Origin of the sequence: Phenylobacterium sp. (genome assembly GCF_004799515.1) — a bacterium.
Lineage (GTDB): Bacteria > Pseudomonadota > Alphaproteobacteria > Caulobacterales > Caulobacteraceae > Phenylobacterium.
This window is the reverse complement of sequence record NZ_SSMX01000003.1, coordinates 104,930-129,183: the sequence shown is the minus strand read 5'-3', so window position 1 is coordinate 129,183 and position 24,254 is coordinate 104,930. Positions and strand designations below refer to the sequence as shown.

Below are 24,254 nucleotides of genomic sequence, written 5' to 3'. Positions count from 1 at the left end.
GCGGATTGGTCCTGGATTCGCGACCGAGGCGATGAAGGGTTCTGGGGCAAAGAATTTCAATCCAGGCGGCGATTTGAGTCAGCCTAGCCATACTTTGCCAATCCGTCGCCTGTACGGTTAAATACGGTTCTCGGGGGTTACACAGGGTTACAACGCACTTGTCCGACGCGGCCAGGGACGGAGCGGGCGATGACATCGCCGAGCTGGCCGCAGACTTGCGCGCACGCCAGGCGCTGGGCCGTTCCGACGGCCTGAACCGGCTGTTCGACTATCTGGCGGCCTGCGCCGCGGCCGGGACCCGGCCCAAGGAGTTCGAGGTGGCCGCCGCCGTGTTCGGCCGCACCTCCACCTTCGACGGGGCGCAGGACGCCTCGGTCCGGGTGGCGGTCCACCGCCTGCGCCGCAAGCTCGACGAGTTCTACGCCGGCCCCGGCCACGACGAGCCGGTGCGGCTTACCATCCCCAAGGGCGAGTACCGGATGGTCGCCGAGCGGCAGGCGGCCGACGCGCCGCCCGCCCAGCGGGCCGGCGTCGCACGGCCCTGGAAGGCCTACGCCATCGCCGCCATCGCCGGGCTGGTGCTACTGAACCTCGCGGCCTGGGCGGCCTTCTGGAGCACGCACGGTTCGGAACGGACCCTGGCGCGGGCGCAGTCCAGCGCGCCCTGGAGCGGCCTCTTCAAGACCGACATGCCGACCCTGCTGGTGCTGGGCGACTACTACATCTTCGGCGAGATCGACGAGCAGGCCGGCGTTGACCGGCTGATCCGCCAGTATTCGATCAACTCGCCCGCGGATCTCGACGACTGGCTGATGGACAACCCCAAGGCCATGGGCCGCTACCGCGACCTGGACCTCTACTACCTGCCGGTGGGCGCGGCCTTCGCCCTGCGCTCCATCGTGCCCCTGCTCAGTCACGGCGCGGCGCGCGGCGAGACGATGCGCGTGGTCATGGCGTCGGACCTGACGCCGGAGATGCTGAAGCGCAACAACATCGTCTACCTGGGCTACATCTCGGGCCTGGGCGTGCTGCGCGCGCCGGTGTTCGCGGGTTCGCGCTTCTCGGTGGGCGACACCTACGACGAGTTGGTCGACGCGGTGACCCATCACATCTACCGCAGCCAGGAGGGCGGCCCGACGCAGGGCGACGCGGCGCGGCGCGACTACGGCTATGTGGCGGCCTTCCCGGGCCCCGCCGGCAACCGCATCGTGGTCATCGCCGGCGACCGCGACACCGGCCTGCAGCAGGCCGCCGAGGCCATGGCGAACCCCGACACCCTGAAGGCGCTCAAGGCGGGGGCCGGCGGCGCCGGCGACAGCTTCGAGGCGCTTTACGAGGTCGAGGGCCTCGGCCGCTCCAGCCTCGGCGGCCATCTGGTCACCGCCTCGCCGCGCACCAAGGTCAATCCCTGGACCGCACAGCCGAACCTGAGTTTCCCCGCGGGCTAGTAGTCCAGCTTCGGATACCAGTCCGGGTCACGGCCCTCCGGCGTGTTGTCGAAGATCGCCCACATCGGCCCGGGGTCCGGCGCGCCGCGCGGGTCCTGCCCGGGATCGGCGGTCTCGCCGGTCATCTCGCCCGACCAGAAGTGGCGGATGGTCCCGTCCCTGCGGGTGAAGACGTTGAAGGCCGGGACCTCCTCGCCGTTCGGCAGCAGGCCGAAATAGTCGCGGCTGTAGTTTTCATTGAGGTCCTGCACCAGGACCAGGTCCTTCCAGCCACGCTCGGCCTTCCAGGCCAGCAGCTTCTCGAGCGGTGAGCGGGCGACGACCACCAGCGAAAGGCGTTGGGCGATGTCGCGGGCGTTGGCGTTCCAGGGACCCAGGGTGTTGGTGCACATGGGGCATGGCCGCTCGCGTCGCGGGCCGAACATGTAGCTGTAGACCGCCAGCGTCTCCTTGCCGCCGAACAGGCCGGCGAAGTCGGTCTCGCCCGCCTCGGTCAGGAAGCGGTAGTCGCCCGTCACCGCGCCGCCGGGCGGCAGGGCCCGGCGCTGAGCGGCCACCCGCGCGATGTGGCGGCGAAGCTCGATCTCCTCGGCCAGGAGAGCCGTGCGCGCGGCGCGGTAGTCGGCGCTCTCGTTGGGGAAGTTGACGGGGTCCTTGCGGGCGAGTTGGCCGGCGGGGATCAGGGTGTCGGTCTTGGCGTCCATAGCGGGTCCTCCGGAGGTTGCCGCCCGTCGGGCGTCGGGAGCGTGACGAGTTTCAGCGGCTCTTGGCAAGATGACGTGCGGCGAACGCGCGATCCGACATCGCGGGGGCGCGATCGATCACCGCGATTTGAGCGCCGAGATATCGCTGTCATTTGACAAGCGCCACCGCAGGCATATTGTATGAGTGTATGCATACACAGGCGCAGATATTGGCCGGACTGCGGCTCGGCGAGACCGGGGTGCCGATCTACGTCCAGCTGCGCGAGCAGTTGCTGCACGCGATCGGCGCGGGCCAGCTTACGCCCGGAGACCAGATGCCGACCATGCGCCAGGTGGCCGTGGCCCTGAAGGTCGACCTCAACACCGTGCGCCGCGCCTATGACGAGCTGGAGCGCCTGGGGGCGCTGGAGCTGGTGCGCGGGCGCGGCAGCTTCGTGGCCCTGCCGCCGCCGGCCCGGGCTGGCCACGAGCACGACCGCGACATCGAAACCCTGGCGCGCCAGACCCTGGCCGCCGCCGCCGCCCTGGGGCTCGACCCCCTGGCGCTGGCCAACCGGATCGCGGCGCTGGCCGCGGACAAAGGAGACTGAAAAATGAGCAACGCCTATGTTCCAGGCGTGAGCGTGAACATGGCCGGATACCGCGCCCGCGCGGCGAACGGCCCGTCCATGCTGCTGGCTATGGTGTTCTTCGGCCTCGCCCTGCTGACCTTCGAGGAGGGCGCGCGGCAACACGTCTACTGGCCGTTCTGGCTGGGCGGGATCCTGGTGATCCTGGGCCTGCTGATCCCCATGTCGCTGAAGGTCGCCAACCAATGGGAACGCGCCGTCGTCCTTCGGCTCGGCAAGCTGCAGGGTATCAAGGGCCCGGGCGTCTTCTTCATCGTGCCGGTGATCGACGACATCTCATCCTGGCTCGACCAGCGCATCCAGACCACCGAGTTCAACGCCGAGCAGGCGCTCTCCAAGGACACCGTGCCGGTGGACGTGGACGCGGTGGTGTTCTGGCAGATCCACGACCCCGAGCGCGCGGCCCTGGAGATCACCGACTACCGCTCGGCGATCAGCCGGGTGGCGCAGACCTCGCTGCGGGAGATGGTCGGCTCGTCCCTGCTGTCCACCCTGCTCTCCGACCGCAAGCACGGCGACGAGCTGCTGCGCGAGGAGATCGGGCGCAAAACCGCCGAATGGGGCGTGACCGCCATCTCGGTGGAGATCCGCGACATCGGCGTGCCGGCCGCCCTGCAGGACGCCATGAGCCGCGAGGCCCAAGCCCAGCGTGAGGCCGCCGCGCGGATCCACCTGGGCCAGGCCGAACAGGCCGTGGCGCAGAAGTTCGTCGAGGCCGCCGACATCTACGCCAAGAGCCCGGCGGCCCTGCAGCTGCGCGCCATGAACATAATCTACGAGACGACCAAGGAACGCGGCGCGACCATCCTGATGCCCAGCGCCATGGTCGACGCCATGAACCCCGGCGGGATCATGGGCCTGGCCGCCCTGGCCGAGGGCGCCCAGACGCCGCCGCCCCCGGCCGCCGCGCCGGCCGCGCCCAGCCGCGCGGCGCCGACGCGCCGGCGACCGACCCGCTAGGCAACGGCTTTCCAGACGGGGACATGACGACGATGGTCCGTAAGCTGACCGTGTGGATCGCGGCGATGACGGTCGCGCTCCTGATGATGGCGGTGGTCCTGCAAAGCGCGGCGCATGCACAGGTCACGCCGCCGCCGGCCCAGCCGCCGCCCGCGACGGGGAGCTGGTACGGCGCCCTGCCGATCCAGGCCGGGCTGCTGCGCCTGCAGGTCGAGCTCTCCGCCGGCGCCGACGGCGTGCTGGCGGGCGCGCTCGCCAGTGTCGACCAGGGCGCGGCGGCCTTCCCGCTGGTCGACGTCAAGGCCGCCGACGGCGGGTTCGGCTTCGCCGTGCCGAGGATCCAGGGCCGTTTCGAGGGCCGCTGGGACACAACCGCCGGCGGCTGGCGCGGGACCTGGACCCAGCCGGGCGGGACGTTCCCGATCCTGCTAAAGCCGGGTCACGCGCCGCCCCGGCTGCGGCCGCAGACGCCCAAGCCGCCGTTCCCCTACCGCAGCGAGGAGGTGGCCTTCGACAGCGCGCCGGGCGTGCGGCTGGCCGGGACGCTCACCCTGCCGCCCGGCAAGGGCCCGTTCCCCGCAGCGGTGCTGATCACCGGCTCGGGCCAGCAGGACCGCGACGAGACCATCGTCGGCCACAAGCCTTTCCTGCTGATCGCCGACACCCTGACCCGGCGCGGGATCGCGGTGCTGCGGCTCGACGACCGCGGAGCCGGCGGCTCGACCGGCGACTTCGCGGCCTCCACCACCGCCGACTTCGCCGTGGATATCACCCGGGCGGTGGCCTTCCTCCGCACCCGGCCGGACATCGACCCCGGCAAGATCGGCCTGATCGGCCACTCCGAGGGCGGCGCCATCGGCCCCCTGGTGGCGGCGAACGACCGCAAGATCGCCTTCGTGGTCATGCTGGCCGGGCCAGGCGTCACCGGCGCGGAGACCATCCGCTCGCAGCGCCGCGCCCTCATGTTGTCCGCCGGGGCCAGCGAGGCGCAGGCCGCCGACGCCGAGGCGGTCAGCGTCCGCATCCGGGCCGTGGCCGCCGACGCCAAGACCGTCGCCGAGGCCATCGAGAGAATCCATACGGCCGCGCCCGAGCTGCCGATGCCCCAGGTGAGGCTGGCGGCCGCCCAGACCATGTCGCCCTGGACGCGCTTCTTCCTGGCCTACGATCCGCAGCCGGCCTTGCAGGAGATGCGCTGCCCGGTCTTGGCGCTGAACGGGTCGAAGGACCAGCAGGTCGTGCCCTCGGTCAACCTGCCGCCGATCCGCGCGGCGCTACGCAGCAACGCCGACGCGACGGTGATCGAACTGCCCGGACTGAACCACCTGTTCCAGGACGCCCCCACCGGCTCGCCCGACGAGTACGCCGACATCGACGAGACCCTGTCGCCGGCCATGCTGACCTTGATGGCCGACTGGGTGGTCAAGCACGCCGAGCGCTGAAGAACCCTTGGCGGGACGGGCCGTGGGCGGCTAGCTAAGCCACATGACCCGCACCGTCCTGGGCCTCGCGGCCAGCCTCGCCCTCCTCGCGCCGCTCGCCGCGTCCCAGGCCGCTGAGAAGGCGCCCGCCGACCTCGTGATCTGGGGCGGACCGATCTACACCGCGCTGGACGCCAAGCCGGAGGTGGAGGCCGTCGCCGTGCGCCAGGGCCGCATCGCCTTCGCCGGCGGCAAGGCCGGCGCCCAGGCGCTGGTGGGGCCGAGCACCAAGGTCATAGACCTGAAAGGCGCGGCCCTGTTCCCCGGCTTCACCGACAGCCACGCCCACCTGGACGGCATCGGCGACCGCGAGCTGACACTCAACCTCGAAGGCTCCAAGTCGGCGGCCGAGGTCACGGAGCGGCTCAAGGCCTATATCGCCGAGCATCACCCCACCGGGACCATCGTCGGGCGCGGCTGGATCGAGACCGGCTGGCCCGAGCACCGCTTCCTGGAGAAGGGCGACCTGGACGCCGCCGCCCCCGACCAGCCGGTGATCCTGACCCGCGCCGACGGCCATGCGCTGACCGCCAACTCCGCGGCCCTGAAGGCCGCGCACATCGACGCCGCCACGGCCGCGCCCTTCGGCGGCCAGATCCTGAAAGGCCCCGACGGCCAGCCCACCGGCATGCTGGTGGACAACGCCAAGGCCCTGGTGGGCGCGCTGGAGCCCAGGCCCACACGGGAGTCGCGGCTGGCCCGCTTCCGCGCCGCCTTCAAGGTGGAGACGCAATACGGCTGGACCGGCGTCCATTCCATGAGCGTCAACATGGCCGACGTGCCGCTGCTGGAGGAGATGGACAGGCAGGGCGAAGCGACCTTGCGGGTCTACAACATGGTCGACTACGCCGGAGCCGGACCGCTGTTCGCCTCCGGCCCGCGGCAGACGCCGGACGGGCGGATCACCACGCGCGGCATCAAGCTCTACATGGACGGCGCGCTGGGCTCACGCGGGGCCGCCTTGTTCGCCCCCTATTCGGACGCGCCTTCGATCACCGGCACGTTCATCACCCAGCCGGAGGTGATGCGCGAGGCGCTGAGGAAGGCGCTGGCCGGCGGTATCCAGGTTTCCACCCACGCCATCGGCGACCGCGGCAACGCCACGGCGCTGGACCTCTACGAAGAAGCCTTCAAGGCCGATCCGGCCAAGGGCGCGGCGGCGCGCTGGCGGATCGAGCACGCCCAGATCCTGCGCCCGGTCGACATCCCGCGGTTCCACGCCGATCACGTGATCGCCTCCATGCAGCCCAGCCACGCCATCGGCGACTTCCACTTCGCCAAGGCGCGCCTGGGCGCGGCGCGGCTGAAGGGCGCCTACGCCTGGAAGAGCCTGCTGAATTCGGGGGCTGTGGTGGTGGGCGGCTCGGACGCGCCCGTGGAGCGCGGCGCGCCGCTGATCGAGTTCTATGCCGCCGTCGCGCGCAAGGACCTGAAGGGCTATTCCGACGCCGACTGGCATCCGGAGGAGACGCTCAGCCGCGCCGAGGCGTTGAAGCTGTTCACGGCCTCGGCGGCCTACGCCCGTTTCGCGGAAAACGACCTGGGCACGATCAGCGTCGGCAAGCGCGCCGACTTCTCCGGCTTCTCGGTGGACCTGATGACCGCGCCCGAGGCGGAGATCCCCAAGGGCCACGCGGTGCTGACCGTCGTCGACGGCCAGGTGGTCTACGACAAGCGCTGAGCGCGCAGCTCGCGCGCCCAGCCTTGGTCGTCGGCGCTACTCGTCGTCGCCGTCGGCGATGTCGGCGATGCCGCCGCTCATCTTCTCACCGAAGGCGGTGTTCACGACCTTGCCCTTGTCCTTCTGACCGGGATGGGCCTTGCCATCGTCGGCCGGCGCGGCGCGCACCCCGCCCTTGGCATCGTCCCCGTCGGCGATGTCCGAGAGATGGCCGGTCATTTTCTCGCCAAAGGCGGTGTTCACGACCGTGCCCTTGTCCTTCTGGTTCGGCCGGGCGCGCGGGCCATCGTTGGTCTCGTCAGCCATGGAATGCTCCTAAACTTCAGCCGAGCAGCCTAAGGACTGTCCGCGCCGCATTCAACTCGCGCGACGCCGGAAGGCGAGCTAAGCGACGAGTTGCACACGGCGGAGGCGGATTTGGCGGGCGGCTGGTTGATCGGGGTTATGCTGCAGCCGCCGGGCGAGCCGAAGCCGCTGCTGCACTACTTCGCCGTCGGGCACGAGGACCAGGGCAAGAGCGAGTGGACCGCCGTCGACTGGGCGGGCCGCGCGGGCCGGGTCGCCGAAAGCCCGCTGGACGGCCAGGAGCCGGTGGAGGCCATCCGCCCGCTCAGCCTCACGAAGATGAAGACCCTGGGCCTGGCGCCCGGCGAGGTGCGCGAACTGGGCTGGCGCCATCCGCGCCGCTGGCTGACCGGCTGAGGCGGACTACTTCGGCCACTGGGCCAGCCAGTCGGCCAGCGCCTGCGGGGTCATGTGGCGGGCGTCCTGCAGGGCCGAGACGCGGCCGGCGTCGAGCAGCTTGTCGGTCCTGGGGTCGACGACCAGCAAGGCCGGCACGCCCTCCAAGCGGGTGGTGATGCCCCAGTGGGCCGGGATCTGCAGGTTCTTGTCGAAGCGGCCGACGTCGACCAGGACGGTCTCGTAGTGCTTGTCCACAAAGGCCTTCAGCTCCGGGCTCTGCTCCAGGGTCGCCGTCAGGATCCGGCAGTCGCCGCACCAGTTGCCGCCCAGGTCAACCAGCAACAGTTTGTGATGCGTAAGGGCCCGCGCCTTGGCCTTGGCCACCGCGGCGTTGGCGTTGGCCGCCTCGTCGTAGGGAAAGGGTATCGGCGGCTGGAGCTCCGCGTAGCTCTCCGTCGCGAGACGAGGCGCGGGCGCCGCGGCGGCGGACGAGGCCAGGGCGGCGCTCAGGGCGAGGCAAAGCGGGAGGGCGGCAGGCGGGGTGCGCATGGTGAAACGGTCTTTCAGGAAGCTCGGCTGGGCCCTTCAACCCTGACTTAGGCAGGCTCGTCGCGCCGCTCAAGGCCGGCGACCCAATCGCCGGATCGGCGGACGGCCGCGAGGGCGGCTCGCGTGGGGCGCGACTTCAATTGAAGCTCCGCCTTGAGAGGACTAGGCTCATTTTGGGATTAACTCTGTTTGCTTGGGGCCAGCATGCGCAAGATCCTCTTCGCCGCCGCCGCGGGAGCGGCGGCCGTCATCGCCGCTCAACCGGCCAGCGCCCAATACGGCATGGACAAGAAGAAGCCCGCCGGCACACCGGACTTGCCGCAGTGCGCCCAGCCGCTGGGCCGGGTGGCGATCAAGGACCCAGATCGGGAGTGGTGGACGCAGTACGGCCTGTCCAACCCGGAATCCCTGATCAAGCTGTTCGCCTCGCGCTCCAACTGCCTGCGCGTGGTGGACCGTGGCGCGGGCCTGGCCATGCGCAACGAGGAGGCCGCGCTCGGCAGCGGCGGCGACCTGAAGCGCGGGTCCAACATCGGCAAGGGCCAGGTGGCCGGCGCCGACTTCTTCATCGTGCCGGATCTCGCCAACTCCAACTCCAACTCCGGCGGCAACCACATCGGCGCGGTGGCCGGGGCCTTCGGGCGCAGCCTGGGCGGTCTGGGCGCCATCGCCGGCTCGATCAGCACCAAGAAGTCCGAGGCCCAGGCGCTGATCACCCTGATCGACGCGCGCACCACCGAGCAGCTCTATGTGGCCGAGGGCACGGCGCAGAAGACCGACATCTCCTTCGGCGCCGGCGGCGGCAGCTACGGCTGGAGCGGTTTCGCCGCGGCTGCCGGCGGCGGCTACGCCAACACCGACATCGGCAAGGTGGTGACCGCGGCCTACTTCAACGCCTTCGTCGACCTCGTGCACTACCTGCAGACCAGCGCGCCCACCGGCGAACAGGCCAGCCAGGCGGCGGGCATCCAGACCTACAAGGTCAAGCAGGCCATCGTGATGCGCAAGACGCCCTCGCCGACCGCGGCGCAGGTGCGCAGCTTCAACGTCGGCGACTCGGTCTTCCCCACCGGCCAGAAGAACGGCATCTGGTGGGAGGTGGACGATGAGAACGGCAACCGCGGCTGGGTCTCTTCGGCCATGATCAGCAATCTGAACTAGGACACCAAGAACCGGGCGGCGACCGTCGCGAGGCGTCCGGAGCCCGGCTCCGGATTTTGAGGCATAAGGCCGGCGCGGCGGCGTTGTCCGTCAGAGACGGCGAACCGCGCCGCCGGGTTTCGGGGAGAGTTGATGACCAAGGCGTCGAACAACGGCGAAGCCGTCCAGAAACTGCTTTGGGGCGCCATCGCCGAGCGCGGCGCGGGTATGCTGAGCCTGACCAAGTCCGGTCTCCACGCGCAGCCGATGCTGGCCATCGCCGAGCGGCGTTGCAACCGGCTGTGGTTCGTGGCCCGGCGGGACAGCGAACTGGCGCGCGAGATCGGCGACGGCGGCTGTTGCGCCTTCGTCTACCAGGACGGCGACCTGATGGCCTCGATCTCCGGCGCCCTGCACCTGGCCGAGGACCGCCACCGCCTGGCCCGCTATTGGAGCGCCAAGGTGGCCGCCTGGGCGCCGGAAGGGCCCAAGGACCCGAGGCTCACCCTGCTGCGCATGGACTGCGTCGACGCCGAGGTCTGGCTAGCCGGCTTTGGCCTCAGCAAGTTCGTCTGGGAGATCGCTGGACCCGGCGGGCGGCCACAACCGCTCCTTGATCTCGCCGACCGGGCCCACGCCACCCTACACTGAGGCGCGTCGTCAGGGCCCCTTGAGGCGTCTGCGGCGGCGCGGCGTCCTGCCCTCAGAGGCTGGGCTCTCTTTCCGGGCCATTCTTTGGCGGCCGAAGGTGATTCGGCGATGCTGCCCTCAGCAAATGACGGGCAACGGTGATTCGCGCGTCTCTAACGCCTCTGAGATATTGTTGGGTCGACTATCCGACATTCCCAGGACCCCCGAAATCTCGGGAAAACCTCAGCAACTCCGCAGACTTTTCTCCGGATTACCATTTCTCTTGCCTGGAGTGTCGAGTACTCGACAGTTTTTGTGCGAATGCGTCGATAACTTGAAACCCAAGCTGAACGGCGACGTTTCAAATCCCCGATGCAAAGGCTCATTCACCCGGTGCACAACAGACTGCTCGCTTCGTTGTCCGCCGAAGACCAAGCGCTGATCGCGCCCCATCTCGTCCAGATCGACCTGGAACGAGGGCGCTTGCTCTACGATCCTGGCGACCGGATCGACATCGTCTACTTCCCGCACGACGGGGTCATCTCGCTGATGACTCTGATGGAAAACGGCGCGGCGATCGAGAGCGCCACCATCGGTTGCGAGGGCGCGCTGGGCCTGATGGCGGCGGTGGCGCCGCGCCAGTCGCTGTCGCGGGCGATCGTGCAGACGCCGACCCGGGCGGGACGCATCCGCGCCGAGCTGCTGCACGAGGCCTGGGAGAAGAGCCCGCGCATCCGCGACCTGGTCGACCGGCACACCGAGGCGCTCTACGGCCACGCCATCCAGTCGGTGGCCTGCAACGCCCTGCACTCGGTGGAGGCGCGGTTCTGCCGCTGGCTGCTCACCTGCCACGACCGCATCTCGTCCAACACCGTGGCGCTGACCCAGGAGTTCCTGGCCGATATGCTGGGGGTGCAGCGCACCACCGTGACCGCCGTGGCGCGGACGCTGCAGGCCAAGGGGGCGATCCGCTACCGGCGCGGCGTGGTCGACATCATCGACCGCCAGGTGCTCGAGCAGCTGGCCTGCGAATGCTACGGCGTGATCCGCCGCACCTACGAGCGGCTGCTGCCCGAGGGCTAGCTTCGCCAGGCCTTGCGCCGCATCAAAATTCCCCGTTTCCTGCCGCCCGCCGCAGGATTGCACCTGCGATCCCCTGCCCGCGCGCATCAGAGAGACGCCGATGACTGTCGTTCGCCGAAACATCCTGCTCGCCGCCGCCGCGGTCGCGGCCTTGGGCGCCGCGGCCTGGGGCGTCAGCCCGGCGCTGGGCGCGCCCCAGGCGCCGGACGTGGGCACGACGCATATGCGGACCACCGGCCAGAAGACCGTCCCCCAGAAGACTGCCGCGGCCGCCCTGCACGGCACGGGCGAGGCGCCGGTGCCCGCCGCCGACCTGGCCGACCCCAAATACGGGACCTGGGGCTTCGACGTCTCGGGGATGGACACCGCCATCAAGCCCGGCGACGACTTCTTCGGCTACGCCAACGGCAAGTGGGCGGCCCGCACCGAGATCCCGGCGGACCGCACCCGCTTCGGCAACTTCGACAAGCTGTCGGTGCTGTCCGAGAACCGGGTCCACGAGATCGCCATCGAGGCGGCCGCCGGCAAGCTGAAGGACAAGGACGGCGCCAAGATCGGCGCGGCCTACGCCGCCTTCATGAACGAGGCCCTGGCCAACAAGCTGGGCGCCCAGCCGATCCAGCCGGAGCTTGGCAAGCTGAAGGCGGTGACGACCAAGGCCCAGCTCACCGGCCTGATGGCCAAGGCCAACGCCACGGGCTTCACGACGGTGTTCCCGGTGGGCATCGGCGCCGACGCCAAGAGCCCCAACAAGTACGCCGTGCACGCGGCCAATGGCGGCCTGGGCCTGCCGGACCGTGACTATTACCTGCAGGCCTCGTTCGCGGAGAAGAAGGCCAAGTACCAGGCCTATGTGCAGCAGCTCCTGACGCTTTCGGGCTGGCCCAAGCCAGCCGAGAACGCCAAGGCCGTCGTCGACTTCGAGACCAAGCTGGCCGAGGCCTCCTGGACCCGGGTCGAGCGCCGCGACCGTGACAAGACCTACAACCCGATGAGCCCGGCCGAGCTGGACACCCTGGCGCCCGGGATCGGCTGGACGAAATACCTGGCCGATGCCGACCTGCCCGGCGTGCAGCGGGTGATCGTCAGCACCAACACCGCCTTCCCCAAGGTGGCCAAGATCTACGCCGACACCCCGCTGGACACGCTGAAGGCCTGGGAGGCCTTCCACGTCGCCGACGGCGCCGCGCCCTATCTGTCCAGGGCCTTCGTCGACGCCAGCTACGAGTTCCGCAGCAAGGAGCTGGCCGGCCAGCCGGAGCAGCAGCCGCGCTGGAAGCGGGCGGTGGCCTTCACCAACGGGGTGATCGGCGAGTCCGTGGGCCGGGTCTATGTGGCCCGCTACTTCCCGCCGGCGGCCAAGGCCAAGATGGACGCCCTGGTGGGCGACATCCAGACCGCGCTGCACGCCCGCATCGAGAAGCTGCCCTGGATGGGCGACGCCACCCGCGCCAAGGCGCTGGAGAAGCTGTCGAAGTTCACGGTGAAGATCGGCTATCCCAACAAGTGGCGCGACTACTCAAAGCTGGTCCTGACCCCGACCGACCTCTACGGCGACGTGCAGCGCTCCGGCGCCTTCGAGTGGCATAGGGAAGTCGCGCGGCTGAACGGGCCGGTGGACAAGGCCGAGTGGGGCATGACGCCCCAGACGGTGAACGCCTACTACAACTCCAGCAACAACGAGATCGTCTTCCCGGCCGCCATCCTGGCCCCGCCGTTCTTCGATCCTGACGCCGACCCGGCGATCAACTATGGCGCCATTGGCGGGGTGATCGGCCACGAGACCAGCCACGGCTTCGACGACCAGGGCCGTAAGTCTAACGGCGACGGCGTGCTGACCGACTGGTGGACGCCGGACGACGCGACCAAGTTCAAGGCCCAGACCGACCGGCTGGACGCCCAGTATTCGGCCTTCTCGCCGCTGCCGGGCGAGCACGTCATCGGCCAGCTGACCATGGGCGAGAACATCGGCGACATGGGCGGGCTGTCGCTGGCGCTGGACGCCTACCACGCCAGCCTGCATGGCAAGCCCGCCCCGGTGATCGATGGCCTGACCGGCGACCAGCGGGTGTTCCTGGGTTGGGCGCAGGTGTGGCGCGAGAAGATCCGCGACGAGACCCTGCGCCAGCGCCTGCACACCGACCCGCACTCGCCCGCGCTCTATCGGGTGAACGGCACGATCCGCAACATCGACGGCTGGTACTCGGCCTTCGACGTCAAGCCGGGCGACAAGCTGTACGTGGCCCCGGACCAGCGGGTCCGGATCTGGTGAGCTTTCCCTCCCCTTCATGGGGAGGGAAACTAGATCCCGTCGGCGTAGCCGACGAAGCCGGTCTGCTGCTGGGGCGCGCGGTGGCGGTTGGTGACCATGCGCTCGTGCAGCAGCTTGATGCGGCGGCTGCCGCTCTTCTGACAGGCGAACGGCAGGACGGCGTGGACCAGGCAGGCGAAACCGCCCACGAACATGGTCGTGGCGAACCACGACGCCGAATGCATGTGCTCCAGGTAGGTCTCGCCGACCGATTCCGGATGTTCGGTGAAAGCGCGGAACATGACGGCGACCCCTGGGCTTGAACCTGGCCCAAGAATGAGGCCTGGCCGGGGAATGTCTTTGTCTCTTTGGAGTCCGCGACGACTCGCACGCAGAAGTTTCCCCTCCAAATATCGATCTTGAAAGAATATGAATCTACGTTGGCCGAGTATTAACTAGGCCTTAAGCTGGGAAATCGCCTCGGAGAGAATCGGTCGCTGGCCCTTGTGGACCTTCTCCAGCGCCGTCTCGGCGTCGAACCAGCTGGCCTTGTCGACCTCCGGGAAGCTGGCCATGCGGCCCGAGCGCGGCGGCCATTCCATCTCGAAGCGGTTGCTGCGCACCACCGAGACGTCGAGGTCGGTCTCCACCAGCCAGGCCAGGACCAGCTTGCCGCCGGACGTGCGGCAGGGCGACAGCGGCTGGCCCTCGCCCCCGATCGGCTGGCCCAGCTCCTCGGCGAACTCGCGGCGCGCCGCGGCCCAGCCGTCCTCGTCCTCCTCGACCAGGCCCTTGGGGATCGACCAGGCCGCCGCGTCCTTGCCCGCCCAGTAAGGTCCGCCCGGGTGGACCAGCAGGAATTGCGGCCCCGCCAGTCCACGCCGCCAGGCCAGCACGCCCGCGCTGATCTTGGGGGCGCCGGTCTCGCGGGCCATGGCTCAGCGCGCCGTCGTGGCGACCGCGGCGGGCAGGCGGGCCTTGAGCCCGATCCGCCGGTGGGCCGGGTCGTAGAGCACCGAATAGGCGAAATAGGGCGCGGTGCCGGCGTAGATCACCGTGCCGAAAACCCGGCGCTCGCGGCGGTAGCTGAGGCGGGTGCCGAGGTCGCGGTCGCCGAGCACGAAGGGCGCCTCGACCGCGACGTCGCCGACGGTGTCGAACAGCTCCAGCTCCGCCGTCGCCCCGTCCGGCCAGGGCGGATCGTCCAGGCGGCCGTTGGCCACCGCCAGGCCGGGCGCGCCGGTGTCCATCAGCACCACCCCGCAAGCCCTGGCCCGGGCGGCGCGGTTGACCAGGCACCCCGGCACGGCGTCGTGCAGGCCGCCGCCGCGCTCGTGGGCATAGGGCGCGGCCAGCGGGGTCATGGCGAAGCCCGCGACCTCGTCGTCGGTGGGGTTGACGATCAGCCGGCCCACGCCCTCGCCCGGCCGCGGCAGCTCGACGATCCAGCGCCGGGCGCCCATGGCCATCAGGGGATTGCTCACCTTGCCGGGCGCCATGTCGATGCCCAGGATCGCCTTGAAGCCTTCGTCCGGCAGGCCGTCGCTGGCGATGCCGTACTTGTCCAGGGTGGTGCGCGAGGCCGGGCAGTGCGGCAGGTAGTCGTAGCAGCCGATGGTGCGGATCAGGTGCACCGGGGCGACGCCGGCCAGGCCGCCGATCGCCATGGGCGCTGCGCTGGCCACGCCCTCGTAGCGCGAGCCGGAAGCGTAGCCATAGGTCTCGGCGTCCTCGCTGGGCCGGACGTCGGTGGGCCGCAGCACGCCCGGCAGGATGCGCAGGCCGGTCGATCCGGTGTCCAGCGCCGCCAGCAGTTCGGTATGGCCCACGCGCACCGGCACGGCGTAGCGCCGCGCGCCGTTGCTGAGCACCGTCTCGCGGATCGGCGCTTCGCTGCGGACCGGCTGGGCGCGGAGGGGCGCCGCGGCGGCCAGGGCGAGGATCAGGAGGGCAAGCGGGCGGAACATGCGTCGGATATCTGATACTGCCGAAGCCGCGCCCGCAAACCCCACGAGAGGACGATACGCTTGACGCCGCTGCATCTGGTGACGCCCTACCTGCCGCATCGCGGCCTGCCGCAAAGCCTGACAACCGACGGGCGGCGGGTTTTCGTGAAGATGGACAGCGGCCAGCCCACCGGCTCGTTCAAGATCCGCGGCATCGGCCGGCTCTGCCAGCAACTGCGCGCCGAGGGCGCGGCGGGCTTCGTCTGCTCCTCCGGCGGCAACGCCGGCTATGCGGCGGCCTATGCCGGCCAGGCGCTTGGCGTGCCGGTGACCGTGGTCGTGCCGTCGACGACACCGGCCTTCATGCGGGACCGGATCGCGAGCCTGGGCGCCGAGGTGATCGTGGAAGGCGACGTCTGGGACGAGGCCGACGCCCTGGCCCGCCAGTTGGTGGCCAAGAGCGCCGCCGAATATGTCTCGCCCTTCGACCATCCCCTGCTCTGGGACGGCCATGCCGGCCTGATCGACGAGATCGCGGCCCAGGGCCCCGCGCCCGACGCGGTGGTGGTGGCTGTGGGCGGTGGCGGCCTGATGTGCGGCATCGCCGAGGGCCTGGAGCGCAACGGCCTTACCCAGACCGCGATCCTGGCGGTGGAGACCGAGGGCGCCTCGTGCCTCGCCCAGTCGATGGCGGCGGGCGAGTTGGTCACCCTGGGGCGCATCGACACCATCGCCTCCAGCCTGGGGGCGCGGCGGGTGGCGGATGCGGCCTTCGCCTGGACCGGGCGGCGCCCGGTGGTTCCGGTGGTGGTGTCCGACGCCGACGCGGTCAGGGCCTGCGCCCGCTTCGCCGACGACCACCTGGCCCTGGTCGAGCCCGCCTGCGGCGCAGCGCTCAGCGTCGCCTACGACGCGCACCCGGCGCTGGAGCCTTACCGCACGATCGCAGTGATCGCCTGTGGCGGGGTGGTCGTCAGCCTGGAGAAACTGGCCGCCTGGCGCGCCCAGTTCGGGGTCTGAGACCGACTAGTGGACCATGCCTTCGGCGCCGCGCGGCAGGCCGTAGGCCTTGAGCGAGGACGGCAGGCGCATGGCCTGGCGGGTGGCTTCGCGCATGGAGGCGAAGGCGGTCGCCTGGGTCGGGTCGGCGGTCCAGTCGGCGGCGCCGTCGGCCGACAGGATCAGGTAGGAGGCCATAGCGCCGGGGCGCGCTTCGGTGCGCGAGACCAGCGCCGGGGCCGGTTGGGGTTGGGTGAAGGCGACGGACATTTGAGGAACCCTCCTGGTTGTTAACCAAAGGCTAGGCTCAGCCGTGGCGCGCGGAAATTCGGTACGGTTGCTTAAGCAGTCCTACTAGGGTTCGCGGAACGCCGGCGTCCGGCCTTGCCTTGACGCGGCGGCCTCTGCACCCTGCGGCGCAGCCGACGCGCCGCGCGCGCCGCTACCGGAGGGGCCAGCTTGCCGATCCCGTCGTTGCGTCCGTGGGCTCCCGCCGTCGCCCTGGCGGCCGCAGCCTTGGCCGGACCGTCCGCCGCCGCCGTCGATACCGCCAAGGGCGCGGCGGTGTTCGCCGAGGCCAAGGTCATCTGCGCGCGTGACGCGGGCCGGCTCTGGGGGCGCTCGCTGTGCGGGCCGATCCTCGTTGTCGAGCCCTCCGACCGCTCGCTGATCGCCAACCAGGCCGACGCCAAGGGCGCGCTGAAACCCGCCGACGGTGTCTTCGTGGGCGTACTGCCGAAATCGGAGAACATCGCCGCCACCGCCACCGAATGGTCCGGGACCCGCTGGACGGAGCTCGCCTGGCCGCTGTTGCCGGACGACGCCAGCAAGCGCCACGTGATGCTGGCGCACGAGATGTACCACCGCATCCAGCCGGACCTGCCGCTGGGCGTGACGAGCGGCGGCGACAACGCCCACCTCGACACTTTGGAAGGCCGCTACCTCTTACAGCTCGAGTGGCGGGCGCTGGCCAAGGCGCTGACCGCACCGGACGCCGCCGCGCGGCGGCGGGCGATTGCTGACTCCCTCCTGTTTCGCGGCCAGCGCTACGCCCTCTTTCCCGCCGCCGCGGCCGATGAGCGGGCGCTGGAGCTGAACGAGGGCGTGGCGGAATACACCGGCGTGCGTCTAGGCCTGACGACGCCGCAAGCCCGCACCGCCTACGCGATCAGCGACCTGAAGCCCTATATCCCGGACGCCACCTTCATGCGGTCCTTCGCCTACGCCACCGGGCCGTCCTACGGGCTCCTGCTGGACCGGGCCGATCCCGCCTGGCGCGGCAAGCTCGCCCCTGGGCGCGGCCTCGACCAGATGCTGGCCGCGGCGCTGCGTCTGCCGCCGGCGAACCTCGCGGTCCTCACCGCGCGGGAGGCGGCCTACGACGGCGACGGGACCCTGCGCGCCGCCGAGGTGAAGCGCGACGCGGCGATGAAGGCCCGCGCCGCGGCCGACAAGGCCACGCTGGCGGACGGCCCGGTGCTGGTCCTGCCGCTGAAACACGCGAACTACCAGTTCAACCCGCAGACCCTTCGGCCCCTGGGTGAGCTCGGCACGGTCTATTCGACCCTGCGTCTGGTGGACGACTGGGGCGTGCTGGAGGTGGAGGGCGGCGCTCTGATGGCCAAGGACGGCAAGTCCGTCAGCGTTTCGGCCGCTGGAATCGATCCCTCCGGCCTGAAGGGCTCGGGCTGGACCCTGACCCTGAAGCCCGGCTGGGCGGTCGGCCCCGGCGGGCGCGGCGGGGACCTCGCCTTGACGGCGCCTAGATCGGGCCATCCTTAGGGATCGGCGCCCATTCCGGGCGAGAATCCCGCCAAACGTTTCGAAGCATATGGCCGACGTAGTCTGACCGACACAAACTTGCAAAGCAGGCTGAATACGGTCCGCCGCGTCGGGATCAAAAGTAGAGGTAGCGTTTGAGCGATCTCCCCGACGGCTGCCTTGTTGGTAACAGGATACCGTATTGGCAAGCCGTCCGCCGGGTGGCCAAGGCCTTGACGATGTCTTACCAGGGCGTCGAGAGGGCTGACGTATGACCAACACCGAGCCTAAGGGCCGCCGGCGACGCTATTTGATCCTGGGAGGCCTAGCGGTCGTCGTGATCGCGATCGGCCTATGGGCGATCCTGCACAAGCCGGCGGCGAAAAAGCCGCCGCCGCACGCCATACCCGTGACCGCCGTCAAGGCGCAGGCGCAGGACTTCCAGATCGCCATCACCGCCCTGGGCGCCGCCCAGGCCTGGACCAGCGACCTGATCCTGGCCCAGGTCAGCGGCAAGCTGATCACCGTCAATTTCAAGGAAGGCGGCGAAGTGAAGGCCGGCCAGGTGCTGGCCGAGGTCGACCCGCGTCCCTTCCAGGCGGCCCTGACCCAGGCGGAAGGCACGCTGAAGCGCGACGAGGCCAGCCTGGCCGGCGCGCGCCGCGACCTGGAGCGCTTCCAGCGCCTGCAGCCCGAGGGCGGCGCCTCGCGCCAGCAACTCGAGGACCAAGAGGCCACCGTCGGCCAGGATGAAGGCACGGTCGAGATCGACAAGGGCGCCGTGGCCGCGGCCAAGCTCAACCTTGAATTCTGCCGCATCGTCTCGCCGATTTCGGGCCGAGCGGGCGTGCGCCTGGTCGACCCGGGCAACCTGGTCAGCGCCAGCGGCTCGGTCAGCAGCGTGCCCAGCAGCGCCTCCTCGGCGAGCTCGTCGGCCGCCCCGACGTCCGGCGGATCGAGCTCCTCCAGCTCGGCCGGCCCGAGCTCCAACTCAGGCTCGGCCGGCGGCTCGGGCATCGTTGTGATCAACCAGGTGCAGCCGATCGCCGTCACCTTCTCGGTGCCGCAGGGCGAGTTCCAACGGCTGGTGCAGGCCTCCGACGGCTTCCGCCGCGCCCTACCGGTGCGCGCGCTCAGCCAGGAGACGGGCGAGGTGTTGGACACTGGCGCGCTGGCCATCGCCGACAACCGCGTCGACCAGGCCACCGGCACCGTCGAGCTGAAGGCCAAGTTCACCAACGCGGGCAAGAAGCTGTGGCCCGGCCAGTTCATCAACGTCAGCCTTGGCGTGCAGGACCTGCACAATACCATCATCCTGCCGCTGGCGGCGGTGAACCGCGGGCCCAAGGGGCAGTACGTCTTCGTGGTCGGCGCGAACCACAAGGTGTCCATGCGCCCGATCGCCGTCCTGAGCGTCCAGGGCCAGCAGGCGGTGATCAAGTCCGGCGTCAACGCCGGCGACCTGATCGTCACCGACGGCCAGATGGTGCTGAACAACGGCTCCCTGGTGCGGCTCGTCCAGCCGGGCGGGGCGGCGGCTCCGCCTGGGGCTGAGGCGGCGAAGGAAGCGCCGGCGAACGGCAAGGCGGCGGCCGGAAAGCCCACGTCTTGAACCTCTCCCAGCCCTTCATCAAGCGGCCGGTCGCAACCAGCCTGATGGCCGTGGCGGTGCTGCTGGTCGGTCTGGTGGCGTTCTTCGTCCTACCGGTCTCGGCCCTGCCGAACGTGGACTTCCCCACGGTTCAGGTGAGCGCGGCCCTGCCCGGCGCCAGCCCGGAGACCATGGCGTCCAACGTCGCCACGCCCCTGGAGCGGCAGTTCTCGCTGATCCCGGGGATCAGCCAGATGACATCCTCGAGTTCGCTGGGCGCCACCAACGTCACCATCCAGTTCAAGCTGGGACAAAGCAAGACCGAGGAGTTCCAGCAGGTGCAGGCCGCGATCAACGCCGCCAGCGCCCAGCTGCCCAGCAACCTGCCCGCGCAGCCCACGATCCGCCAGGTGAACCCCGCCGACGCGCCGATCATGCTCCTGGCGCTGACCTCAGACACCCTGCCGATCGACCAGGTCGACAACTTCGCCGACGTGATCCTGTCGCAGCAGATCTCGACCATCACCGGCGTGGGCCTGGTCAATATCGGCGGCCAGCAGAAGCCGGCGGTGCGCATCCAGCTCGACCCGCGCAAGGTCGCCGCCCGCGGCCTGCAGCTCGACGCCGTCCGAGCCAAGATCGCCGCCTCGACGACCAACGCGCCGAAGGGCGCGATCACCGGCTCGGCGCAGAACCTGACGGTCTACGCCAACGACCAGATCCTCGACGCCGGCCCCTGGGGCGACATCATCGTCGGCTATTCGAACGGCGCGCCGGTGCAGCTCAAGGACGTCGCCACCGTCAGCCAGGACGTGGAGAACAACCAGGTCGGCGCCTTCATCTATCCTGGCAAGGCCAACACCGACAAAACCTTCACCGCCAAAGGCCAGGGCATCATCCTGGTGATCTACAAGTCGCCGGGCGCCAACGTCATCCAGACGGTGAACGACATCCGCACGCAACTCCCGAAGCTGGAAGCGAACATCCCGCCGGGCATCAAGATCCACATCCTGCGGGACAGCACCCAGACGATCCGCGCGGCGGTCCAGGACGTGGAGATCACGCTCTTGATCACCGTCGCCCTAGTGGTGGTGGTGATCTACCTCTTCCTGCTGAATGTCCGCGCCACCCTGATCCCCAGCGCGGTGATCCCGCTGGCCCTGCTGGGGGCCGCGGCCTTCATGCTGCCGGCCAAGTTCAGCCTCGACAACCTGTCGCTGATGGCGCTGTCCATCGCCGTCGGCTTCGTGGTCGACGACGCCATCGTCATGGTGGAGGTGATCTGGCAGCAGCTGGAGAAGGGCGACAAGCCGTTCGAGGCGGCGCTGAAGGGCTCCAGCGAAGTCAGCTTCACCATCCTCTCGATCTCCATCTCGCTGGTCGCGGTGTTCACGCCGCTGATGTTCATGGGCGGCGTGGTGGGCCTCCTGATGCGAGAGTTCGCCATCACCCTCAGCGCCGCGGTGGTCATCTCGATGATCCTGACGCTGACCTTCACGCCGATGCTGTGCAGCCTGTTCCTCAAGCCGCCGAAACCGCCGAGCAACCGCGTCCTGCGCGGCCTCGACAATGGGTTCAAATGGCTGGAGGAGCGCTATGTCGTCGGCCTGGACAAGGTGCTGGACCACAAGCTGCTCACGCTTCTGGTCTTCATCGGCACCGCCGCCCTGGCCGGCTACTTCTACGCCACCGCCAAGACCGGCTTCTTCCCGCAGCAGGACACCGGCTTCCTGAGCGGGATCATGCTGACCTCGCAGGACGCCTCCTTCACCAAGGCCAAGGGCAAGATCCAGGCGGTGGGCGACACCATCGCGGCGGATCCGGCGGTGACGGGCGTCGGCATGTTCGTCGGCAACGGCGGCGCCAACCAGGCCAACATGTTCGTCGCCCTCAAGCCGAAGGATTCCGGCCGCAAGGAAACGGCAGACGAGGTGATCACCCGCCTGCGGCCCAAGCTCGGCAACCTGATCGGCGCCCAGGCCTTCCTGCAGGCGACGCAGGACATCAACATCGGCGGCCGCGCCGGCCAGGCGCAGTACCAATACACCCTGTCGGACTCCAACCTGGACGAGCTGAACTCCTGGGCGCCCAAGCTGCTGGCCCTGATGAAGACCCTTCCGGAGCTGAAGGACGTCAGCTCCGACCAGCAGTCGAACGGCCGCGCCGTCAACCTGACCATCGACCGCCAGCAGGCCGCCCGCTTCGGCCTGTCCCCCACTGACGTGGACACCGCGGTCTACGAGCTGATCGGCCAGGACGAGATCACCCAGTACTTCACCCAGCAGAACAGCTACCACGTGGTGGTGGAGGGCCCGCCCGACCTGCAGGCCACGCCCGACATCTTCAACTCGGTCTATGTGCTGTCCTCGACGACCGGCAAGACAGTGCCGCTGTCGCAGTTCGTGAAGGTCGATCCGCTGGGAACGGCCAGCCTGACGGTGAACCACCAGAGCGAGTTCCCCGCCGCGACCCTCAGCTTCAACCTCTCGCCCGGCGTCTCCCTGAGCCAGGCGACCGCGGCCATCGAGAAGGCCCGCGACAACCTGGGCGCGCCGGAGACCCTGAACGGCGCCTTCCAGGGCACGGCCCAGGCGTTCCAGCAGTCGCTGTCCAGCGAACCGGTGCTGATCCTGGCCGCCCTGATCGCGGTCTATGTGATCCTGGGCGTGCTCTACGAGAGCTTCATCCACCCGCTGACCATCCTGTCGACCCTGCCCTCGGCGGGCCTGGGCGCCCTGCTGGCGCTGAAGCTGGCCGGCCAGGACCTGAACGTGATCGGCATCATCGCCATCATCCTCCTGATCGGCATCGTGAAGAAGAACGGCATCATGATCGTCGACGTGGCCCTGCGGCTCGAACGCGATCACGGCCTCTCGCCAGAGGAGGCCTCGCGCGAAGCCTCGCACCAGCGGTTCCGGCCGATCCTGATGACCACCGCCTGCGCGATGCTGAGCGGCGTGCCGATGATCCTGATGAACGGCACGGGCTCGGAATTCCGCCGCCCGCTGGGCTTCGCCATCGTGGGCGGCCTCCTGGTCTCCCAGATCCTGACCCTTTTCACGACCCCGGTGATCTACATCTACCTCGACAGGCTGCGGAGCTGGGGCAGCGGCGGCCACAAGAAGCCCGAGACCGCGGAGAAGCCGGACTCCGAGACGCCGAACGGGGCCGAGCCCGAGGGGAGCCCCGCGTGAGCCGGCCGATGCGTCTTGCGGGCGCCGTCTCGGCGCTGGCCCTCGGGCTGGCCGGCTGCGCGGTGGGCCCCGACTATCATCGGCCGTCCGCGCCGACCCCGCCGGCCTTCAAGGAGGCCGCCGGCTGGACCCCCAGCCATCCGGTCGACGCCATCGACAAGGGCGCCTGGTGGTCGATGTTCAACGACCCGGACCTCAACGCCTTGGAGCAGCGGGTCGCGGTCTCCAACCAGACGGTCAAGCAGTTCGAGGCTGAGTACCGCCAGGCCCACGACATCGTCTCCGAGGCCAAGTCCGCCTTCTTCCCGACGGTCAGCGCGGCCGCCACCGGCAACCGCTCCAAAGGCCCGGCCGGCAGCACGGGCACGACCGGGACGATCACAGGGACCACAGGCGCGACCGGCGTCACGACGACGCCGACCGGCGCGACGACGCGCCCGGTCAACAGCTTCGAGGCGGTGCTGGAAGCCAGCTGGGTCCCTGACCTCTGGGGCAAGGTCCGCCGCACCGTGGAGAGCGACAAGGCGCTCGCCCAAGCCAGCGCCGCCGACCTGGCCAACGCCAAGCTGGCCGCCCAGGCGTCGCTCGCCGAGGACTATTACCAGCTGCGGGTGCTGGACGAGGAGCAGCGGCTCTTCACCGGCACGGTGGGGGAGTACCAGCGGCTGGTGAAGCTGGCCCAGGATCAGGTCCGCGAAGGCACCCAGCCGCAGTCGGCCGTGCTGACCGCCCAGACCCAGCTCTACGGCGCCCAGGCCTCGCTGATCCAGGTAGGCGTGATGCGCGCCCAGATGGAGCACGCCATCGCCATCCTGGTCGGCGTGCCGCCCTCCGAGCTGACCATCGCGCCCAAGCCCTTCGACCGCGACATCCCCACGCCGCCGCTTACCGTGCCGTCCACCCTCCTGGAGCGGCGCCCGGACGTGGCGGCCGCGGAGCGGCGGATGGCGTCAGGCAACGCGCTGATCGGGGTGGCCGTCTCGTCCTACTTCCCGGACGTGACGCTGACGGGCGACTACGGCGCGGCCTCCAGCAGCGTCGGCCGCCTCTTCAGCGCGTCCACCACCCTCTGGTCGTTCGGCGCCGACGCCACCGAGACCCTGCTGGACTTCGGCCTGCGCCGCGCCCAGGTCCGCCAGGCCAAGGCCGCCTACGACGAGGACATCGCCGTCTACCGCCAGACTGTGCTCACCGCCTTCCAGGGCGTCGAGGACGAGCTGGCGGCGCTGCGCATCTACCAGCAGGAGCAGGAGGTCCTGGTGATGACCGAACAGGCCGCCCAGCAGACCCTGAAGCTCGACCTCGACGAGTACCGCGAGGGCACTGTCGACTACACCACCGTCATCGCCGCCGAGGCCGCCCTGGAGGCCGCCTCGCTGAACGTGCTGACCGCCATCGAGAACCGCCTGAACGCCAGCGTGCTGCTGGTCGAGAACCTCGGCGGCGGCTGGACGGCGACGGACCTGCCGAAGGGCTGACCGCCCGGGACCGTCGCCGGCGCTACTGAGGCGGGGCCGTCGACA

At 69.8% G+C, this 24,254-nt stretch carries 22 protein-coding genes; 15 read left to right on the top strand and 7 right to left on the bottom strand.

Going from position 1 to position 24,254, the window contains the following annotated elements; genetic code table 11:
• Positions 1-158 precede the first annotated feature (158 nt).
• Complete coding sequence (locus E8A49_RS01380) at positions 159-1,448, top strand: hypothetical protein (RefSeq protein ID WP_293375561.1); 1,290 nt, start codon at positions 159-161, stop codon at positions 1,446-1,448.
• Here E8A49_RS01380 and E8A49_RS01375 read toward each other — a convergent pair.
• The gene (locus tag E8A49_RS01375; protein ID WP_293375559.1) at positions 1,445-2,152 is read right to left on the bottom strand and encodes a DUF899 family protein; all 708 of its coding nucleotides are present in this window, start codon (positions 2,150-2,152) and stop codon (positions 1,445-1,447) included. The genes E8A49_RS01380 and E8A49_RS01375 overlap by 4 nt on opposite strands.
• A 209-nt stretch (positions 2,153-2,361) precedes the next feature.
• Between E8A49_RS01375 and E8A49_RS01370 the strand changes: the two genes are divergently transcribed.
• The 4 genes from E8A49_RS01370 to E8A49_RS01355 are packed head-to-tail and all read left to right on the top strand — an operon-like array spanning position 2,362 to position 6,903.
• Positions 2,362-2,742 carry a GntR family transcriptional regulator gene (locus E8A49_RS01370; RefSeq protein WP_293375557.1) on the top strand — a complete coding sequence of 127 codons (381 nt, stop codon included), beginning with the start codon at positions 2,362-2,364 and terminating at the stop codon, positions 2,740-2,742.
• Between the two features lie 3 nt (positions 2,743-2,745).
• Positions 2,746-3,741 (top strand): SPFH domain-containing protein, encoded by a 996-nt coding sequence (locus tag E8A49_RS01365; protein WP_293375555.1) that lies wholly within the window; start codon positions 2,746-2,748, stop codon positions 3,739-3,741.
• Positions 3,742-3,764: 23 nt separating this feature from the next.
• Entirely contained in the window at positions 3,765-5,183 is a 1,419-nt protein-coding gene (locus E8A49_RS01360; protein ID WP_293375553.1) for an alpha/beta fold hydrolase, read from the top strand.
• Between the two features lie 43 nt (positions 5,184-5,226).
• Positions 5,227-6,903 (top strand): amidohydrolase, encoded by a 1,677-nt coding sequence (locus E8A49_RS01355; protein ID WP_293375551.1) that lies wholly within the window; start codon positions 5,227-5,229, stop codon positions 6,901-6,903.
• A gap of 36 nt (positions 6,904-6,939) precedes the next feature.
• Here the strand turns inward: E8A49_RS01355 and E8A49_RS01350 are convergent, their stop codons facing one another.
• Positions 6,940-7,209: a hypothetical protein gene (locus tag E8A49_RS01350; protein ID WP_293375549.1), complete on the bottom strand. Its 270-nt coding sequence runs from the start codon at positions 7,207-7,209 to the stop codon at positions 6,940-6,942.
• Between the two features lie 138 nt (positions 7,210-7,347).
• Between E8A49_RS01350 and E8A49_RS01345 the strand changes: the two genes are divergently transcribed.
• Positions 7,348-7,605, top strand: a complete 258-nt coding sequence (locus tag E8A49_RS01345; protein WP_293375547.1) for a hypothetical protein — start codon at positions 7,348-7,350, stop codon at positions 7,603-7,605.
• A 6-nt stretch (positions 7,606-7,611) separates the two neighbouring features.
• Here the strand turns inward: E8A49_RS01345 and E8A49_RS01340 are convergent, their stop codons facing one another.
• On the bottom strand, positions 7,612-8,136 hold the full coding sequence (locus E8A49_RS01340; protein ID WP_293375545.1) for a thioredoxin family protein: 525 nt from the start codon (positions 8,134-8,136) through the stop codon (positions 7,612-7,614).
• Between the two features lie 204 nt (positions 8,137-8,340).
• On the opposite strand from E8A49_RS01340, the gene E8A49_RS01335 reads away from it, so the two are divergent.
• The 4 genes from E8A49_RS01335 to E8A49_RS01320 all read left to right on the top strand — a co-directional run bounded on the left by E8A49_RS01335 (position 8,341) and on the right by E8A49_RS01320 (position 13,261).
• Positions 8,341-9,297 (top strand): CsgG/HfaB family protein, encoded by a 957-nt coding sequence (locus E8A49_RS01335; RefSeq protein WP_293375543.1) that lies wholly within the window; start codon positions 8,341-8,343, stop codon positions 9,295-9,297.
• A gap of 132 nt (positions 9,298-9,429) precedes the next feature.
• Positions 9,430-9,927 carry a pyridoxamine 5'-phosphate oxidase family protein gene (locus E8A49_RS01330; protein WP_293375541.1) on the top strand — a complete coding sequence of 166 codons (498 nt, stop codon included), beginning with the start codon at positions 9,430-9,432 and terminating at the stop codon, positions 9,925-9,927.
• Between the two features lie 351 nt (positions 9,928-10,278).
• Complete coding sequence (locus tag E8A49_RS01325; RefSeq protein ID WP_366928772.1) at positions 10,279-10,989, top strand: Crp/Fnr family transcriptional regulator; 711 nt, start codon at positions 10,279-10,281, stop codon at positions 10,987-10,989.
• 100 nt (positions 10,990-11,089) lie between these two features.
• A complete protein-coding gene (locus E8A49_RS01320; RefSeq protein ID WP_293375537.1) occupies positions 11,090-13,261 on the top strand; it encodes a M13-type metalloendopeptidase in 2,172 nt (723 codons plus the stop codon).
• Positions 13,262-13,290: 29 nt separating this feature from the next.
• Here E8A49_RS01320 and E8A49_RS01315 read toward each other — a convergent pair whose 3' ends face one another.
• The 3 genes from E8A49_RS01315 to E8A49_RS01305 all read right to left on the bottom strand — a co-directional run bounded on the left by E8A49_RS01315 (position 13,291) and on the right by E8A49_RS01305 (position 15,207).
• Positions 13,291-13,542, bottom strand: coding sequence for a DUF6356 family protein (locus tag E8A49_RS01315; RefSeq protein WP_293375535.1), 252 nt, complete (start codon positions 13,540-13,542; stop codon positions 13,291-13,293).
• A 153-nt stretch (positions 13,543-13,695) separates the two neighbouring features.
• On the bottom strand, positions 13,696-14,175 hold the full coding sequence (locus E8A49_RS01310) for an NUDIX domain-containing protein (protein ID WP_293375533.1): 480 nt from the start codon (positions 14,173-14,175) through the stop codon (positions 13,696-13,698).
• 3 nt (positions 14,176-14,178) lie between these two features.
• Positions 14,179-15,207 carry a hypothetical protein gene (locus E8A49_RS01305; RefSeq protein WP_293375531.1) on the bottom strand — a complete coding sequence of 343 codons (1,029 nt, stop codon included), beginning with the start codon at positions 15,205-15,207 and terminating at the stop codon, positions 14,179-14,181.
• A 60-nt stretch (positions 15,208-15,267) separates the two neighbouring features.
• Between E8A49_RS01305 and E8A49_RS01300 the strand changes: the two genes are divergently transcribed.
• Entirely contained in the window at positions 15,268-16,206 is a 939-nt protein-coding gene (locus tag E8A49_RS01300) for a pyridoxal-phosphate dependent enzyme (protein ID WP_293375529.1), read from the top strand.
• Positions 16,207-16,212: 6 nt separating this feature from the next.
• On the opposite strand, the gene E8A49_RS01295 is transcribed toward E8A49_RS01300, so the two are convergent.
• A complete protein-coding gene (locus E8A49_RS01295) occupies positions 16,213-16,455 on the bottom strand; it encodes a hypothetical protein (protein WP_293375527.1) in 243 nt (80 codons plus the stop codon).
• Between the two features lie 246 nt (positions 16,456-16,701).
• Between E8A49_RS01295 and E8A49_RS01290 the strand changes: the two genes are divergently transcribed.
• The 4 genes from E8A49_RS01290 to E8A49_RS01275 all read left to right on the top strand — a co-directional run bounded on the left by E8A49_RS01290 (position 16,702) and on the right by E8A49_RS01275 (position 24,209).
• Positions 16,702-17,967 carry a hypothetical protein gene (locus tag E8A49_RS01290; RefSeq protein ID WP_293375525.1) on the top strand — a complete coding sequence of 422 codons (1,266 nt, stop codon included), beginning with the start codon at positions 16,702-16,704 and terminating at the stop codon, positions 17,965-17,967.
• A gap of 250 nt (positions 17,968-18,217) precedes the next feature.
• Positions 18,218-19,558, top strand: a complete 1,341-nt coding sequence (locus tag E8A49_RS01285) for an efflux RND transporter periplasmic adaptor subunit (protein WP_293375523.1) — start codon at positions 18,218-18,220, stop codon at positions 19,556-19,558.
• The gene (locus tag E8A49_RS01280) at positions 19,555-22,731 is read left to right on the top strand and encodes an efflux RND transporter permease subunit (RefSeq protein ID WP_293375521.1); all 3,177 of its coding nucleotides are present in this window, start codon (positions 19,555-19,557) and stop codon (positions 22,729-22,731) included. The genes E8A49_RS01285 and E8A49_RS01280 overlap by 4 nt, the downstream gene beginning before the upstream one ends.
• The gene (locus tag E8A49_RS01275) at positions 22,728-24,209 is read left to right on the top strand and encodes an efflux transporter outer membrane subunit (protein WP_293375519.1); all 1,482 of its coding nucleotides are present in this window, start codon (positions 22,728-22,730) and stop codon (positions 24,207-24,209) included. Before E8A49_RS01280 ends, E8A49_RS01275 begins: the two co-directional genes overlap by 4 nt.
• Positions 24,210-24,254 lie beyond the last annotated feature (45 nt).

Bases quoted from the DNA above. Each gene is read 5' to 3' on its own strand.
- E8A49_RS01330 (WP_293375541.1), top strand. From the start codon at position 9,430: ATGACCAAGGCGTCGAACAACGGCGAAGCCGTCCAGAAACTGCTTTGG.
- E8A49_RS01365 (WP_293375555.1), top strand. From the start codon at position 2,746: ATGAGCAACGCCTATGTTCCAGGCGTGAGCGTGAACATGGCCGGATAC.
- E8A49_RS01320 (WP_293375537.1), top strand. From the start codon at position 11,090: ATGACTGTCGTTCGCCGAAACATCCTGCTCGCCGCCGCCGCGGTCGCG.
- E8A49_RS01315 (WP_293375535.1), bottom strand. From the start codon at position 13,542: ATGTTCCGCGCTTTCACCGAACATCCGGAATCGGTCGGCGAGACCTAC.
- E8A49_RS01285 (WP_293375523.1), top strand. From the start codon at position 18,218: ATGACCAACACCGAGCCTAAGGGCCGCCGGCGACGCTATTTGATCCTG.
- E8A49_RS01310 (WP_293375533.1), bottom strand. From the start codon at position 14,175: ATGGCCCGCGAGACCGGCGCCCCCAAGATCAGCGCGGGCGTGCTGGCC.
- E8A49_RS01355 (WP_293375551.1), top strand. From the start codon at position 5,227: ATGACCCGCACCGTCCTGGGCCTCGCGGCCAGCCTCGCCCTCCTCGCG.
- E8A49_RS01325 (WP_366928772.1), top strand. From the start codon at position 10,279: ATGCAAAGGCTCATTCACCCGGTGCACAACAGACTGCTCGCTTCGTTG.
- E8A49_RS01345 (WP_293375547.1), top strand. From the start codon at position 7,348: ATGCTGCAGCCGCCGGGCGAGCCGAAGCCGCTGCTGCACTACTTCGCC.
- E8A49_RS01360 (WP_293375553.1), top strand. From the start codon at position 3,765: ATGACGACGATGGTCCGTAAGCTGACCGTGTGGATCGCGGCGATGACG.
- E8A49_RS01375 (WP_293375559.1), bottom strand. From the start codon at position 2,152: ATGGACGCCAAGACCGACACCCTGATCCCCGCCGGCCAACTCGCCCGC.
- E8A49_RS01335 (WP_293375543.1), top strand. From the start codon at position 8,341: ATGCGCAAGATCCTCTTCGCCGCCGCCGCGGGAGCGGCGGCCGTCATC.
- E8A49_RS01295 (WP_293375527.1), bottom strand. From the start codon at position 16,455: ATGTCCGTCGCCTTCACCCAACCCCAACCGGCCCCGGCGCTGGTCTCG.
- E8A49_RS01305 (WP_293375531.1), bottom strand. From the start codon at position 15,207: ATGTTCCGCCCGCTTGCCCTCCTGATCCTCGCCCTGGCCGCCGCGGCG.
- E8A49_RS01340 (WP_293375545.1), bottom strand. From the start codon at position 8,136: ATGCGCACCCCGCCTGCCGCCCTCCCGCTTTGCCTCGCCCTGAGCGCC.
- E8A49_RS01350 (WP_293375549.1), bottom strand. From the start codon at position 7,209: ATGGCTGACGAGACCAACGATGGCCCGCGCGCCCGGCCGAACCAGAAG.